General features: G+C 61.4%; 11 protein-coding genes. 1 reads left to right on the top strand and 10 read right to left on the bottom strand.

The window, feature by feature from the left end; genetic code table 11:
• Positions 1-61: 61 nt before the first annotated feature.
• Positions 62-4672 (top strand): dermonecrotic toxin domain-containing protein, encoded by a 4611-nt coding sequence (locus HCF10_RS09820; protein WP_167655410.1) that lies wholly within the window; start codon positions 62-64, stop codon positions 4670-4672.
• Between the two features lie 27 nt (positions 4673-4699).
• Here HCF10_RS09820 and HCF10_RS09815 read toward each other — a convergent pair whose 3' ends face one another.
• The 10 genes from HCF10_RS09815 to HCF10_RS32000 are packed head-to-tail and all read right to left on the bottom strand — an operon-like array spanning position 4700 to position 14752.
• On the bottom strand, positions 4700-5677 hold the full coding sequence (locus HCF10_RS09815) for a LysR family transcriptional regulator (RefSeq protein WP_131700699.1): 978 nt from the start codon (positions 5675-5677) through the stop codon (positions 4700-4702).
• A gap of 51 nt (positions 5678-5728) precedes the next feature.
• On the bottom strand, positions 5729-6670 hold the full coding sequence (locus HCF10_RS09810) for a peptidylprolyl isomerase (protein ID WP_053140749.1): 942 nt from the start codon (positions 6668-6670) through the stop codon (positions 5729-5731).
• Positions 6667-7128: a YbjN domain-containing protein gene (locus HCF10_RS09805; protein WP_167655409.1), complete on the bottom strand. Its 462-nt coding sequence runs from the start codon at positions 7126-7128 to the stop codon at positions 6667-6669. The genes HCF10_RS09810 and HCF10_RS09805 overlap by 4 nt, the downstream gene beginning before the upstream one ends.
• 20 nt (positions 7129-7148) lie before the next feature.
• On the bottom strand, positions 7149-7775 hold the full coding sequence (locus HCF10_RS09800; RefSeq protein ID WP_167655408.1) for a DNA repair protein: 627 nt from the start codon (positions 7773-7775) through the stop codon (positions 7149-7151).
• Between the two features lie 18 nt (positions 7776-7793).
• The gene (locus HCF10_RS09795; protein ID WP_167655407.1) at positions 7794-9494 is read right to left on the bottom strand and encodes a putative porin; all 1701 of its coding nucleotides are present in this window, start codon (positions 9492-9494) and stop codon (positions 7794-7796) included.
• Positions 9495-9540: 46 nt separating this feature from the next.
• Positions 9541-10245 (bottom strand): energy transducer TonB family protein, encoded by a 705-nt coding sequence (locus tag HCF10_RS09790; protein ID WP_167655406.1) that lies wholly within the window; start codon positions 10243-10245, stop codon positions 9541-9543.
• A gap of 3 nt (positions 10246-10248) precedes the next feature.
• Positions 10249-10674, bottom strand: a complete 426-nt coding sequence (locus HCF10_RS09785) for an ExbD/TolR family protein (RefSeq protein WP_131700693.1) — start codon at positions 10672-10674, stop codon at positions 10249-10251.
• 11 nt (positions 10675-10685) lie between these two features.
• Complete coding sequence (locus HCF10_RS09780) at positions 10686-12485, bottom strand: DUF2341 domain-containing protein (protein WP_167655405.1); 1800 nt, start codon at positions 12483-12485, stop codon at positions 10686-10688.
• Between the two features lie 24 nt (positions 12486-12509).
• Positions 12510-14099 carry a ShlB/FhaC/HecB family hemolysin secretion/activation protein gene (locus HCF10_RS09775; protein WP_167655404.1) on the bottom strand — a complete coding sequence of 530 codons (1590 nt, stop codon included), beginning with the start codon at positions 14097-14099 and terminating at the stop codon, positions 12510-12512.
• Between the two features lie 59 nt (positions 14100-14158).
• A complete protein-coding gene (locus HCF10_RS32000) occupies positions 14159-14752 on the bottom strand; it encodes a transposase (protein WP_167655521.1) in 594 nt (197 codons plus the stop codon).
• Positions 14753-15442: the final 690 nt, after the last annotated feature.

Raw genomic sequence — 15442 nt, 5'->3', positions numbered from 1 at the left:
GTACACGCATCAAAGCGCGATCACGGTGTCGCCTTTTCCCTCATTATTACGAGAAAGCCTTATGAAAATCGCGCCCCAGACGTTTGCCGTACAGCCGCATCCGGTCGCGCAGCAGTCCGGTCAGAACAGCGATGCGTCAGAACATTCGAGAGCCAAACGATCACTGACTCAGACAATCACACAGTGGCCTGTGAATCCGCTACAGCCCTCCCCTACGGATGCACGTTTTCAACGCATTCAGGAACAAAGCAAACACCTTGTGCAGAAAAGCGACAGTGAAATGGCAAGCCAGTATTGCGCTGCATTGATGTTGCTGGATCGTCACAAGACGTCAGTGAGAAAAAACGCTGATCAACCTCCAACGGTCACTGACATACCAGCGTTTTCCACCTTCGGCCAGGCGTGGGCACTCTTCACGCAGGCGCTCAAACAAGAGCCATTTGCACGCTATGCCAAAGACAACAACATCGATATCTCAAGCCTGAGGTGGTTCCCTTCTGCGGATTCAATAGAGTGCAGCATCAACGGCAAAATTCAACTCTTCTCGAGCAATAAGCCCGGTTGGAAAGAAGCCTCCGCTGCTGTTGCGGCTGCGGCAAAAGAAGTGGCCGCCGGTCGACTTGAATCGTTCCAGTACACCGGCGAACACAACGCGCCCATTGACGTGGTGGGTAACTTCTATGGCGAAGATCCCGTGAACCATCGAGGCGAACTGCTCAGTTCGATCAGCGACTTACAGCACAGCGATAAATTCAAATCCCTGATGCCCTTCAACGGCCCACTTACGCCGCAAATCACGCGCGTCAGGGCGGCACAAGCCGAAGTAGAAAACGCCATCGCCACGGCAACCTATAGCCATACCAGGGGGATAGCGGACGCTAACCGCACGCCGACACCTTCGGAACGTGTCGAGGAAGCCGACCGCGAAGTTGCTCGCCTGGTCAGCAGAATAGTGACACACAAAGCCATAAACCCCGGCACCAGCGCTAGTGGGGGCATCATCGGCACGCCTGAAGACTCATCCTATGGACAGGCAGTGCAAGCCTATAAAGAGGCCCTCTCCGGCGACGCGTTTAAGCGCTTCATGCACGCACAAAATCTAGATCCCCGAAGCGTACATATCAATTTGGATGGAAGTCTGTTGGCCTTGGGACCAGACTCAGACGGCAGCCTCAAATGGCTCACATTCCCCGCTGAATATGCACCGTGGGCAGCCGTTCAACCTGACATCTTGAAAGCGGCCCGCGAGATAGGAGGTAGCGGGCCGATGGGCTTACCGAACTACAACTTCGTAGAGGATCGCTACCCGATGGCGGGCATCATGGAGTTTTACGGAGTCCGCGAGCATTACGGCTCACCGCAGTGGCTCGAACAAAACGCGGGGCTCATTCGCGACGGTTTCCCCGCCCTGCTCAAAAACAATCCTCCGAACGACGCCCCCTCCCTTGCGGTTCGCGAACGCCAACAGACAGCCAAGCAGCGCCTGGCGCGCCTCCAAGGCCTGCCATCTCCAAGCGTCCAGACGCCCACGCCACCGTTCAGACGCAACCTGGTCGACGCGGCTATACCCACGCCACCGCCCGTTGGGTCCGTGGACATCATCGGCCAGCGTCTGTTTGAAGGGGAACCGAACAGGCAAACAGTGGTAGCCGGATTGCTCAAGGACGCCATCAGCAAGGCATTGCCCGCACTGAATGTGGATGTCCAGCAGTTGGCCTTCGCCGTCCCCGACCCGGCAAATCCCGGTCAATTCCTGGAAACACCGCTGATGGAGTTGGCCATTAACCACGTAGAAGGCGCTGATGCTCCGGTGTTCAGCAGTGACGGCAAGTTTTTCGACACCCGCGCGGACGTACAGGCACGTACCGGCGACCCTGCGGGCACCGCGCTCGACATCGATAAAGCGGCTGTCCAACAGGCTATCAGCCAGTTGCCAGGTAAATTGAACGAAGCACTTCAGACAGCCAGGCTCGATTATTGGGGCAGGCCACCGTTCAATGACCCCATTCCTGGTTCAGGCACCGACACGTCAGTGGGTGTCACGCCCATTTTCGCCGGAGACCGCCGGTTGATGCTCAGTGACCTGGTACGTAACAACCTGCGCCTGGCCAGCATCAAGCAACCGGGGCTGGATGACGAGCAACGCGAAACCCTGGACATGCTCGTGAGGTGTCCCCAGGGCTCGACACGCCCCAAACTGGCGGATGATTCTGAAGTAGCCGTGCACATGCTGGCCAGCACCGAAAATAACCATTCAGGCACCCCGGAGTTTCAAACCCCCAACCTGGTTATCGAACGCAAGGTCGCAGGGCGCACGATCGTATTGGTCTGCGAACCGAGCGGCAAGGTAACCCCTTATGCCTCCCTGGCTGCCGTCAAAGATAAATGGGACCAACACCTCGAACAGGCAAGACCACACGAAACATTCAGCACCCACTTGACCAAGGTAGACGTCGATGCGTTCTATATCCAAGCGAACATCATTATCAACGGGCATGAAGCAAAAGCAGTGGCCACCGAGCCAACACTGCTCGACACGCAGCGACCGGATCGCTCTCAGCACAAGGTGTCCGATTGGATAAAAAATACCTCCGATGCCAACCGCTTCATCTTGCACGACCTCGTCCTGGAACTGGCGGGTTATATGTACCGCCACAAAGAGCAAACCTATAACAGCGGTATCCCGGACATCCGTACTTTTATCCAGAGCCAATTAAACGCACTCTCACCGCCTCCCGTCCCCTATGACATCAATGATGTGGAAGTGGTATTCCACACGCCGTATGCCGTGCCTGTCAGCGGCTTCGGAGCCATCCAAACCACCAGGATGCCCCTCAGCGACGCCTTCATTCAAAACCTTGCAGGACTACCGGGCGGTCGCATAGAGGTTCGTCACAAACCAACCGGGGCATTGATACCTGCCTTGGGGCAAGAGGGTGCTCTCAAAGAACTGATTCAAAAAATAGATGCCGGCAAAAACTATCCCGAGCTGCTTAAACGCGAGTTGCTCAACGACCCCGCCAAAAAGACAGAACGTCAATTACGCTTTGCGCAACAAGTGCCAATCGAGTTGAAGATGAAAGCCTTGGAGCTGACCAGTAAAGGCGCTGAGGGTTTTGATAACGCCATGGGTTACCGGTACCTCCAGGCAATACTTGACCCCATGCCAGGGAAAAAGTATGTCAATGGCAACGAGATCACGATGCGTCCCTTGGCGTTCGAACGCGAGCCGGGCGCCACACCCGATGTCGTCGAAAACATGTTCCTGATCGAACCCAAGGACAGCTCGGTAGGCCCGCATATTCTCTATCGCCCCTTGATAGCAGAAGAGCCCTTGCTACAGTTTCCTTCGCGCCAGGCTTTAATGGAGGCACTGCGTAAAACAAAGTCGCTCCAAGATGACGCAGTTGCCTGGCTACCTGATGAAGCGACCCGCTCCATTTATGATCACGGTGGTTTCAGCGAGCCCCATCTACCGAGAAACAGAGTGTTTATCGATGAATTCACGTTACCGCGCAGGCCTGCCGCCCCAACGTTGGCGACCAACGGCGATGCCATCGACACACTTGCAGAGAAGGTGCAATCCGGGCAACTGATGGACTACCTCTACGATGCCAACGCCAACGCCCTGGCAACATTGGCCGAGCGCCAATCGGTGTCCAATTCGCAAAGCCGTTGGGCGACCTTCAAAGAAGGCGGCTTCCTGCTGCTCAACGCAATACTGCCGGCCCTTCGCGGGCCGGCGGCCGTTGTGGGCCTGGCACTGCAGACCCAGGGCATCCTCGGCGATCTTAAAACCTTGGCCAGTGAAAAGGAGGGCAACAAGGACGCGGCCATGGCGGATCTGTTGGCCAACCTGGCATCGTTGGTGCTTCATTCCAGTGTGCGGCGACAATCCAGACCGGCAAGCGTTGCCCCACCGAGGCAAGTGCCGCCCAAACCACCCATAACGGTCGTTGAAAACAATCATTTGCCCACCACAGAAGTAACAACCTCGACTGCAACAGATGGAACACAATATCGCCCCATCATTGAAGCCTTCCAAAAAGACGGATTACTGATCAGAACCCTTCAGCTCAGGAACGCGCATCTGGAGTTTCATAACACCGGTGAGAACCTTGACAGCATTCGTGCGCAGGGCGAGGCCAATAGAGGACACGGCGGGCTGCGCAAATGGAGCCTGGCTCAAGCAGACTTGTTGCCCAACTACTACAAAATGGGTGACAACGCTGGAGCCCTGCCGCGAAACATGGCCATCCTGGCGCTGCCGGAAAAACTCCAGGACAACATCACGGCCATACATGAAAAAGACGCCTTCTCTGGGAACATCCAGGCCGACACGCGATACCTGGGGCGGGAGAAGGCCCGTGAAGGCATGCAAGGCTTATTGAATGACCTGAAGAACCAACAAGGCGAGCACCCCGGCAGCGCGCTTGAAAACAGCGAAATACAGACGGTAGGCGTGCCACCCGATGCACTGGTCGGCCTGGTTTTCTATGGTTCAAACGGTCAGACCTGGGAGGCCGCCAAGCCACAGTTTCAGAAAGCCATTAACCGAGCCGGCCCTGAGTTCGATGGGAAGTCATACCCTGTCTTTACCTACAAGGTAGAGGGCGGAAAAACCAAGCTGGAATACCTCGAAACACTGAAGGTTGATACCAAGACCGGCTAGCAACACCCTTTTGCCGGCCAACGCGCGTTAATCAAACCACTCCCGCCGCCCCTCGAACGTACTCACGATCAGCTCGACGATCATCTGCACCGCTTCGGGGTGGCGCACCTGCGCGTTCACCGCCAGCCACACCTGACGCTGCATGCGCTCGGCCAACAGCCCTGGTAACGCCACCAGCCCCCGGTCGAAGCTGCTCATATAATGGGGCAGCAAACCGATGCAGGCGCCGCAGCGGATCATCTCCAGCATCAGCGAATAGGCATGCACCTGCACCACCGCCGCCAGGCGCTGTTGCACCACCTGGTTCCACGGCTGCAGAGCCTCGACCTGGGCGTCCGGCTGCCATTGCACCAGCATGTAGTCGGCCAGGTCTTCCACGCTGTCCGGGCGCGTGATCAGCCGTGAATAGCGCTTGGCGATATGCGGCAGGTACTGCAATCGCGCCAGCGCCCGCGGCGGTTCGGTGACGAAGCTCGGGCCGGGCATCGGGCCGTCGGTGTCGGCCAGCCACAGCACTACGTCCACGTCCACCGCTTGCAGTGACAAGTGGCTGTCGAGGGAGATGATCTCCAGGCGCACGCTGGCATTGCGGCGCAGCAAGGCGATCAGGTCGCGGCCGAGGATGTCGTGCAGGATCGGCTCGGCCACCGCCAGGCGAATCAGCGGCTGTTCCAGTACCGGCAGGTGCCGTTCGTGGGCCAGGGCGATCAGTTGGGCCTGCAATTGCTGGCCGTCACGGCTGAGCACCAGGCCGTTGCCCTGGTAGCTGAACAGCGCATGGCGCAGGTGTTCCTCCAGCTGGGCCAGGCGCTTGCGCAACAGGGTTGCCTTGATATTCAGGCTGCGCGCGGCCTGCATGAAACAGCCGCAGCGCGCACTCACCAGAAAGTAGCGTGCCACCTCCGGATCGATCTCACTGGCCAGGGCCAACCAGGCACTGCGTGGCTCGGAGGGTGCGCGATAAGCAGTGGGCCCCTGTGGGGCAGACGGTTCGAGAAATGCCATGGGAGACTCCCTGTCTGGTTGGTCTGTGCATCCAATGCGGGTTGAGGCGTGTTACTCCAGCACTTTGTTCAACTCGGCGCCGTCGATACTCAAGGTCGCGGTGTTGAGCATGCCTTCCAGGTAGGCCTTGGCGATCTGTTCCTGGCGCTGGGCGCGCAGGGCCTGGGTCAGGCGTTCACGCAGCTCGTCCAGGGTGGCGGTACGCGCCGGCTGCTGGCCGATGAGCTTGAGCACATGGAACCCGGCAGGACTTTGCACCACGTCCGAGACCGCACCGACCTTGAGCCGCGCCACCGCGCCGCGCACTTCCGGCACCAGTTGCTGCAACGGCTGCATCCCCGAGTCACCACCGCGCGCGGCGCTGTCGGGGTCCTGGGAAAACTGCGTGGCCAGGGCGGCAAAATCAGCCGGCGCGGCCTGCGCCTTGCGGCTCAGTTCCTGGGCCTGGCGCCGTACGGCATCGAGGTTTTGCGGGTCATTCACCGCGAGGAAAATCTGGCTCACCCGGTACAACGGCGGCGTCACCCACTGCGCCTTGCCACTGTCGTAGGCCTGTTGCAGTTCGGCGGCGCTGGGGTAGTCCGCCGGTACCTGGCTGACCGAGAGCATGTAGTCGCGAAACACAATCTGCTCGGTGGCGGCGCGGGTCTGCTGCTCCACCTCCGGGCGCTGGCGCCAACCCTGGGCGTCGGCCTGTTCGAGCACAGCCTTTTGCGCCAGCCTCGAGCGAATCCAGGTTTCCAGGGCGCCACGGTTGCCGCGCAGTTGCTCGCGGGATTCGGCCGGCAGGCTGGCCAGCACGCTTTTCAGCTCCGGCAGGTCGATCTGCTGATTGCCCAGGCGCGCCACCGCCGGCCCACTCGCTGCCGGATTGATCACCGGCGCCGGTTGCTGCGCCGCCACGGGGTCACTGCCCGGTCGCAGGCTCAAGCCCACCGCCACCACCAGCAAGGCCAGCGCACCCGCGCCGACCATCAGGGTCGGCTTTTTCACAGGACCGCCGCCCCTTCACCCACCGCGGCGGCCTGCAACTGCGCGGCCTGCTGGCTGTACTCACGCAGGTAGACGATAAATTCCTGCAACAGGCGGTCCCACAATTCCAGCTGGCTGCGCAGGTGCGTGGCGCCAACGCCAGCCACCACCACGTCCATTTCCATCAGCAGGAACTCACCCTGCACCGACAACCGCGCAAAGCGCCGCGAGGCGTTCCATACCGGGGCCAGGCCTTCGGGCAACTCACCCTGCACCCGCAGCGCGCAGCTGTAGGTGAAATCCACATAGCTGCCCTGCTCCGCCGCCGGGTTACCAAAGCGCACGGCAAAGCCAATGCCCTGGCTGGCGCTGAGCAGTTGCACGATGCCGTTCTGTTCGCTCTGGTTAACCCGGTAGCCGGCGTCCTGCAACAGTTCGGTAAGGCTCTGGACGGTGACGCTGGTGATCAATTCGCTCATGGTGATTTCTTCCTTGTCTGTCAGTGATTGGCAGTTGCCTGGGGCGCATCAAAACGGCTCTTGTACAGATCATCGCCAAAACCCTGGGCCAGTTCCTCGAACTTCACCCGGGCGCTGCTGGCGAACGGCTGGCGAATGCTCATCACCTCGGCCACATCGATTTTTTCGTAGGCCGCGAGCAGTTGCTGGGCCACGCCGTACATCTGTTGATTCTTGACTGAACATTGCTGCACTTGTGTGTCACGTTCACTTAAGGCCGCCTGCAAGCGCGCGCGCTCGGCTTCCTTGCCCTTGGCCAGCACCAGCAGTTCGTCATAGGCCTTCTTGAACTTGCCGATCTGCTCGTTGCTCGCCGCCACCTGGGCCTGCGCCTGGCTGTGCAGGCTCTGTTGCTGGCCGGCCAGTTGCTCAGCCGTGCCACGGGCCTTTTCCAGCTCGGCCGTCAGTTGCTTGATTTGCGCCTGGGCCTGCTTGGCCTGGTTTTCGGCGGCCAGCCGTGCGGCACTGGCCTGGGCCTGTTCGCTTTGCAGCGCCTGCAATTGCTGGGTGGTGCTGCGCAATTGCGTCCGCAGGCGTTCCTCCATGCCTTCGGCCGACGCGCCGGTGGACACCAGCAGCAGTAGCAGCGCGCAGATTCGAGTGTTCATGTGGCATCTCCCTGCGCATCAAAAGCGCGTGTTGAGTTCCAGTTGCATCACATCGACTTCGAACGGCTGGCCATATACTTCGGAGGCGCTCAACCAACGCGCACTGGCGTAGATGTTCTTGTCGATACCGTAGTTGCCGCCGATGAAATACCCCTTGGCGTTGGTGCCGCCCAGGTGGAACGACGAGTCGTTGAAGCCGTCGGGCAAGGCGTCGGGCTGGATGTACTTGTAGCCGGCCAACACGTTCCAGTCGCCGCGCTTGCGCATCTCCAGGGCGCTGCCGAGGGTGAACGAGACCATCAGCGCATTGCCGCCACTTTCAAACTGGCCATTGCTGTTGAGGTTGTTGACGATCTCGCCTTCGCTGCGCTTGAGCATCTCGCCCTTGTCGTAGGCCAGGTTGTGGATGAAGTTCGCCTGGCTGCGCAGCTTGAAGTCGCTGGGCAGTTCGCTGTCCCAGACCAGGTTGAGGTCCAGCACATCGAACTTGGACGCCAGGCCTACGTACTGCGGGTCAGGTGTTCGCGCTGGATCCGCCGGGTTGGTGGTGTTGTTGCGCAGGTTGAACACGGTGTTGCCTTTTTGCATGAAGGCCACACGTGTGCCGTCGGTGTCGCAACCCGCCGCGCCCTGCCAGGTGGAACAAGGACTGGAGCGCTCGCCTTCGATGTCCTGGAACTGGTAGTAAGCGGCCGCGAGTTTGAGGCGGTTGCTGCGGTTGATCTTCCAGTCGGCGCCAATCTGCCCGCCAAACAACCATTTGGTTTCGCTGTCTTCCTTGTCGATGCCATTGCTGCTGGCGGTGTCGGAGGTGTACTCGACCGGGAAGGCGCCGAGGGTACCGAACAGGCCCCACTCGCTGTTGAGGCTGTGGTTGAAGATCGCCGCCACGCCGTCGAAGTTGAGGTCGTTGGAATACATCATGTCGGTGGCGTAGAACGGGTTGCCAATGCGCCCGGCGGTCAACGTCATGTAGTCGGTGGTTTTCCAGCTCAGGTAACCCTGGTCGAGCCAGATGTCCTTTTTGCCAAAGCCGCCGCCCAGGGTCTGGGTGGTGGACACCGGGTTATTGTCGGAGCCGGTGGCGATACGAATGCCGGCGGTCCATTCGGGCGAGATCACCGCTTTCATGCCCAGGCGTGCCCGCAGGCGGAACAGGTTTTCGCGGTCCTCGCGGGTGTTGATCAGCGGTGGGAACTTGGTGTTGGAGTTTTTGTTGACGTCGTAGGGGCCGGTGTCGTTCAGCTTGGCGTAGTCGGTGATGGTGTTGTCGTTGCGGCCGGAGAAATAGCGCGACTCGTCGCGCAGACGAATATCGCCATCGAAGCTGATGCGCGAGATCCAGTCGGGGAAGGTATTAGGCTGCGCCCAATTTTCCTTCTTGGCGGTGGACATGACTTCGGCTTTGACCTGGTCGCGGATCTGGTCGCGCACCGCCTGCGGCACGTACTGCACGCGCACATCGCCAGGCGCGGTCGCCGGGCCGCTGGCGACCACCGGCGCGGCATTGGCCTGGCGGGCCTGCTGGGCTTCTTTTTCGGCCTGGGCGATCAGCCCATTGGCGGTGTCCTGGGTCAGCACACCTTGCTGCACCAGCAGGCGGATCAGGTTGATGGTGACGTTTTCCGAAGGCGCAACCGGGGCTGCCGCCGCTTGCCCGACCAGGGTCGCGATGACCATGCCAACCGCCAGGGTCAGTCGATTCACGGGGGAAATCATGTGTACGCAACTCCTGTAAAAACCGTAGATAAGAGGTTTCGTGCAATCAATCCGGGCGCCGGCCCTTGAGGGACAGGCGCATGGGCAGCGTCAGCGACGCCGGAGGTTTCTGTGTGGCACGCGGCGCTCGGATCAACGCGAGCATCTGCGCGTCGGTCTCGGCATCCCCGCTGGACTTGGCCACCACGGCCTTCGTCACCTGGCCATCGGCGCCCAACCACAGGTCTATCTGTATCGAGAACGCCTTCTTGCGCAGCTCAGGGTCTTCGCGCATCAGGCGCTGATACGTACCGGCCAGGTACTGCTTGTACGTGCCGGTCCCCAGCCCACCGCCGCCACTGCCGGCCATGCCGCCGCCCTTGCCGGCGCCGATGTTGAAGCCGTCGTTGCCGGACTGCGCATCGCCGTCGATCTGCATCGGGTTGGCCAGGTCTTCATTCGGTGAAGGCGGTGCTTCCTCGGCCGGCTTGACCTCTTCGGGCTCGGGGCTCGGCACCGGCTCCGGGACTTTCTCTTCAACCTGGGGCTCGGGCTCCTTGGGCTTCTCCGGGGGCGGCGGCGGCAGTGGCGGCAACGGGATAATCGTCGGCACCTTCGGCGCTTCACGGCGTACGCCACTCATGTCATTGGCCCACTGCCAGAGAAACCAGGCCGCCACGGCACTCAGCAACAGGCCGGCGCCCCACTTCAACGGGCGCAACGGCGGTTTGTTCTTCACCGGCAATGGCGCGATCGGGATCTGTGCGGTCATGACTCAGCCCTGGCTCGGTTTGCCGGTGACCAGCCCGACCTGGGACAGCTCCAGCCGACGCAGCAGGTCGAGCACCTCGATGACCTTCTGGTACTGCACCATCGCATCGCCGCGCACGATCACCGGGAAGTCCGGGTTCAGCGCTTTCTCGACGCGCAGGCGTTCCTCGAGTTCGCCGAGGGTCACCGGGTAAGCGTCGAGGAACACCTGGCCGCCGTCGTTCACGGAAATGGCCTTGGTCTTGGCCTCCGACAGCGACACCGAGGCGCTGGCCTTGGGCAGGTGAATCTGGATCCCCGAAACCTGGGCGGTGGCGGTGAGGATAAACATCACCAGCACCACCATCAGCACGTCCACCAGGGGCGTGATGTTGATGCTGTCAACGGCGGCATCATCGTCATCGTCGTGGGAGGCATTTACGGAAGCCATGGCGATTCTCCTCAGGCCGGAACCGATGCGTGATGGTCGCGACGGTGCGCGGTTTCACTGTGCTGGCTCTCGCCGTGCATCTCCGCCAGGCGGGTGATGAACTCGTCGACGAATACCCGCATGTCGGCGCTGACTTCCTTGTTACGCGTGATCAGGCGGTTGTAGCCAAACAACGCGGGGATCGCGACGAACAGGCCCATGGCCGTGGCCAGCAAGGCCGCCGCCATGCCTGGGGCGATGGCGTTGATGTTCACGTCGCCGGCCATGGCCGTGCCGAGGAACACCACCATGATCCCCAGCACCGTACCGAGCAGGCCGATGTACGGGCCGCCGGCGATGGCGTTGGACAGGGTCGACAACTTGGAACTCAGGGCCTGGTTCTCACGGGTACGCACGCCGTCCATGGAGCAGCGGATCGCTTCGATGGTCGCCGCCGACACCGACGAGGTATCGGCGCCCTGGGCACGGCGGGTGCGGATCTCCTTGACCGCCACCAGGTACAGGCGCCACAGCGAAGAATGGCTCAGGCGCTCAGCCAACTGCGCGTCGTCGGCATACATCTCCAGGCGCGTGCCGATCTGGGCGAAGTGCTCGCGGAACACTTCGTTGGCACTGCTCAAACGGCTGACCTGGCGGTTCTTGCGCAACATGATCACCCACGACTGGAACATCATCGCCACCAGCACCAGGATGATCACCCAGGCGTCCACCGGCACGGCGTTGAGCAAAAAGCCCAGGCTGCCGAAACCGAAACCGGACTGTTCTTCATCCACGCCGTAGGCCACCAGTTTCGACTCGGCGCCCTGGGCGCTCGCGTCAGCCAGCAACAGCGCGGCCGGGCGCGCCACCTTGGACAGGCGCAGCTCATCCATGGCCCCGGCGAACGGCAGGTGCGTGCTGCCGGCTTCCGGCAGATCGGCGCCGATCGCCAGTTGAGTGTTGAACGCGGGCATGGCCACGGCGAGGGTGGCGCTTTCACGGCCATTCACGTACAGCGTGACCTTGTCACCCTCGGCGGTGAACGCCAGGTGCTGCCATTGACCAGGGTTCAGCGGTTGGGTCGACACCGCGCGCTGGCCGTCGATCTCCACAAACGGCGAGCCCTGGTTCAGGCCCAGCAACAGGCTGTGGGCGCCGTCACGCCGGGCCAGCACGATTTGCTCGCCACTGGCCTGGTCCAGGCGCAGCCAGGCGCTGAAGGTGAAGGCAGCGCCGGCGGCGTGTTGCAGCGACGGGCTGGCCGGCAACATCAGCGGCTGGCCGGCGAACTGCAAGGCACGGCCGATCACGCCGTCGATGCTCGCGCCGGTGGCGTTCAACGCGGTGTTGGCGTAGGCCGTGGTGTCCCGTGGCGGCGTCGCGTTGGCGCCATCGAAGTGATAGAGCGCGGTGTAATTCGGGTCGAAAGTCAGTTGGCCGTTAGCGGTGGCCGGGGCCTTCTGGTTGCCGTAGTACATCCAGATGTCCTGGCGCTGGCCGCCCTCGACCTTGGGCACATCGACCCAGATCAACGCCATGCCCATCAATGGGTCGAAGCTTTCGATCTGGTGATTGAATACGGTCTTGTCATCGGCACTCACAAAGCGCAGGTCGGCGCCGTCGTCCTTGACCCCGTCAAAGGTGAAGTTGCCGGTGTGCAGGCGCACCAGCAACGCGGTGCGGCCCAGGGCCTGATTGATCGCGGCGCCTTGGGCGGTGGTGTCCACCGAAATCTGTTTGCGGTAGTGCCAATCGTCCTGCCACCAGGCATGGGCGGTGGCCGGGAGCGCGAAGCCCAGGCAGATCAACAGGCTCAGGAATAGGCGTTGCATGGGTGAAGTCTCCGGAAGAAAAAGTCAGAAAGTCGCCTGCACACTGAAGTGCAGTCGCGAGTCCTGTTTCTGGGTGTTCGGTCCATCGAGCAGCGGGTAACCCCAATCCAGGCTGCCGGACAACCACTTGCTCAAACTGGCGCGGGTGCCCAGGCCGACACTGGCCAGGCTGTATTCGTCTTCCTGCTCGGGCAGCGGGTCGTGCAGGCGCATGCGCGCGCCTTCGGCGAACGCGTAGAAGCGCCACTCCTGCACATAACTGCCGAGGAACTTGGCCAGGGACGGCGTGCGCAGTTCCTGGGAGAGCAAATACCCCTCGTCCCCGGTGCGCTCGGCCGCCAGGTAGCCGCGCACCGAGGTGGCGCCGCCGGCGGAATACTGCTCGTTGGACACCAGCGGCCCGGAGGCCAACTGGAAAGCGCCCTTGGAGGCCGACTGCCAATCGTTGGCGAAGGTGTAGGTGTAATTCAGGTCACCCTTGAGCACGGCAAAACTGGCACTGGCCTTGTAGCGCTTGTAATCAAACTCTTCGGCGTCGCTGCCGTAGCCAAAGAATGCGCGGGTGCCGACCACCAGGTTCAAGCCCAGCCCCAGCTGGGATTGCTCGGTGTAGCGATAGCCGTTGTAGCCCAGGGTGAACGGTGCGTACTTGAGCGGCACCTGGTCGCTGCTGGAACCGAACTTCAACTGCTCGTCAAAATCCTTGAAGTCGATGCCGAACGAAAACGAATTGGCCCAATTGCCCGCCGCCGGCAAGCTGTAAATGGCGGACACGCCATAGGAGTGGCCCTTGCCCAACACGTTGCTGCCGCCGATGGTGGCGATGTTGCTGTCGGACTGGTAACCGGAGAACTGCAAGGTCCAGCGTTCGTTCAACGGCGCACTGTAGGAGCCCGACCAGACCTTGGCATTCTCGGTGTCCTGAGGCGCGGTGAAGTAGGTCAGGGAAATGCTGTGGCCCAGTTGCCAGAGGTTGTCGTAGCCCAGGGTGGCGACCGAGCGCAGCTTTTCGGTGTCGGCGCTGTAGTCGTTGTTCAAGCCGAGGCTGGCGTGCCAGGGGTTCTGGTCTTCGACCTGCAGGTCCACGTCCATGGTGCCGGGGCGCTGGCCTTCGCGTACCAGTGGCGTAACCTGCCGACCGGCACTGCGGTTGAGCCCGGCCAGTTGGGTTTGCACCGTGGTGAAATCCGGCACCGCGCCTTCCTTGAGCCCCGGCACTTCGTCGCGGATCTCCACCGGCGAGTAGTGCTTGGCGCCGACCACACGCACGCGGCCCACCTTGGTCTCGCTGACCTGCAGATAGACGATGCCGTCATCGACCTTCTGCTCCGGCAGCTCGACAAACACCGACTGATAGCCACGCGCCTGGTAGATCTTCTGCAACGCATCGCGCGCGCCTTCGATATCGTCCAGGGTCTTTTGCGGGCCGAGAAACGGGTACACCGCCTCCTCGATCGTCGCCGCATCGAGCACGGTATTGCCGCGCACGAAGTACTCGTTGACGTCCACCTTGCGCGCCGGGGCCTCATCGCCCTCCTCGGCCCACACCGGTTGCGCCAGGACGCCCAGCGTCAGGCAGCACAACGCCAGCGTTGATTTGAACAGATGCTCCACACCGCCCCCTAACTGTCTAAGATTTTTCGCCGTCGCCGATTGCACGGCGTCTGGCCTGCTCAATTACTGCTGGTCGAAAGATGGCTGTGCCGCGCCAGCCAGGTGTGCAGCAAGGCGAAGTTCAGGGAGAACTCCGGCATGTGCAGCAAGGCGCCGCAGAACACTTCACCGATGATGGTCTGGATCAACTGCACGGCCTGCGGGTTGTTCAACAGGCTGGCGATGTCGCGCTGCAGGACGTGGATGCTCCACACCTTCTGGTTCAGCTCCAGGCCGACGAACCAGCGGAACAGCAGGTTGTAGTTCAGTTGCTCGTGCAGCTGCTGTTCGCTGGGCACCGAATACAGCAGTTGCAACAGCAGGATCTGCACCACGGTCTGCGGCGCGATCAACATGCCCGGCTCGGCCTGGAGCAGGTAGCGATGCTGCTCGAGCACCTCGTCGATCTGCGGGCGCAACAACACCAGCGAATGCCCTACCGGGATGTAGCTGGACACTTCCTTCAAGGCGCCCTGCCAGTCGTCCTGAGAGACGATCCACACCCACGGCGCGCCGTAGCGGTACACCGAAACCGGCTTCTTGCGCGCGGCCTCGACGATCTTCGACAGGCGCTGGTCGAGCTCTTGCATGCCGACTTTCGAGTAACGTTCCATAGTTCCCATTGCCCCACTCCTGGCGTCCCGCTGACGGCTGGGGAGGCGGCTCGTGGCGGCCTCCAGCGCGTTACATAGGCAAGACGGAAGTGGCGATGAGCTACCGAACTTTTGTCATGAAAGCTTCATTTGGGATTGTGAGGGGGGCAATTTTTCGGGGGGCTGCTTTGGCGGCCCTAGAGCTGAGCGGAGTTGTGCCCGGTGTACTCGGTTGGAAATGTGGGAGGGGCGGTGCGACGATTCGACTTGCCCCCGATGGCGGCCTCTGGGCCGACCATTTGCTGGGGTTGGAATGAGTACATATCCGTTGCTGCGGTAACGGCTGCTTAGGGTTCCGCTCTTACAGCGGGTCACTTTGGAAAAGCCCCAAAGTAACCAAAGGGCTCTTGCCCCACCACTCGGTACCTCGCCTAGGCTCGGTATGCCCGAACGCAGGCTTGAATCCGTGGGTAACCCGGCAGGACGCCGGGTTAGCCGCGCTGGGCCATGGATGGCCCATCGCGGCGGCCCACGCTCCAAAGCCGGAGTGAGGGCACACCGAGCCTAGGCGAGGTGCCGAGTGTTGGGGCGTGTACGGGACAACCACATGGGTTACAAAAAAGTGCATTCACATAGGTGACACTTTGATTGAAACATAGCCGTTCTTTGCATCCCTGGCATTGACGTGACCTAAGATCACCGGACCGAAAA

The sequence above is a fragment of the Pseudomonas sp. B14(2022) genome (genome assembly GCF_012030485.1).
Taxonomy (GTDB): domain Bacteria; phylum Pseudomonadota; class Gammaproteobacteria; order Pseudomonadales; family Pseudomonadaceae; genus Aquipseudomonas.
Note: the sequence above shows the minus strand (reverse complement) of the source record. Positions and strands in the feature narration are given on the sequence as shown.

What these genes read in the sequence shown, in the direction of transcription:
- HCF10_RS09815 (WP_131700699.1), bottom strand. Translation starts at nt 5,677, where the DNA reads ATGGCATTTCTCGAACCGTCTGCCCCACAGGGGCCCACTGCTTATCGC.
- HCF10_RS32000 (WP_167655521.1), bottom strand. Translation starts at nt 14,752, where the DNA reads ATGGAACGTTACTCGAAAGTCGGCATGCAAGAGCTCGACCAGCGCCTG.
- HCF10_RS09800 (WP_167655408.1), bottom strand. Translation starts at nt 7,775, where the DNA reads ATGAACACTCGAATCTGCGCGCTGCTACTGCTGCTGGTGTCCACCGGC.
- HCF10_RS09790 (WP_167655406.1), bottom strand. Translation starts at nt 10,245, where the DNA reads ATGACCGCACAGATCCCGATCGCGCCATTGCCGGTGAAGAACAAACCG.
- HCF10_RS09795 (WP_167655407.1), bottom strand. Translation starts at nt 9,494, where the DNA reads ATGATTTCCCCCGTGAATCGACTGACCCTGGCGGTTGGCATGGTCATC.
- HCF10_RS09805 (WP_167655409.1), bottom strand. Translation starts at nt 7,128, where the DNA reads ATGAGCGAATTGATCACCAGCGTCACCGTCCAGAGCCTTACCGAACTG.
- HCF10_RS09820 (WP_167655410.1), top strand. Translation starts at nt 62, where the DNA reads ATGAAAATCGCGCCCCAGACGTTTGCCGTACAGCCGCATCCGGTCGCG.
- HCF10_RS09780 (WP_167655405.1), bottom strand. Translation starts at nt 12,485, where the DNA reads ATGCAACGCCTATTCCTGAGCCTGTTGATCTGCCTGGGCTTCGCGCTC.
- HCF10_RS09785 (WP_131700693.1), bottom strand. Translation starts at nt 10,674, where the DNA reads ATGGCTTCCGTAAATGCCTCCCACGACGATGACGATGATGCCGCCGTT.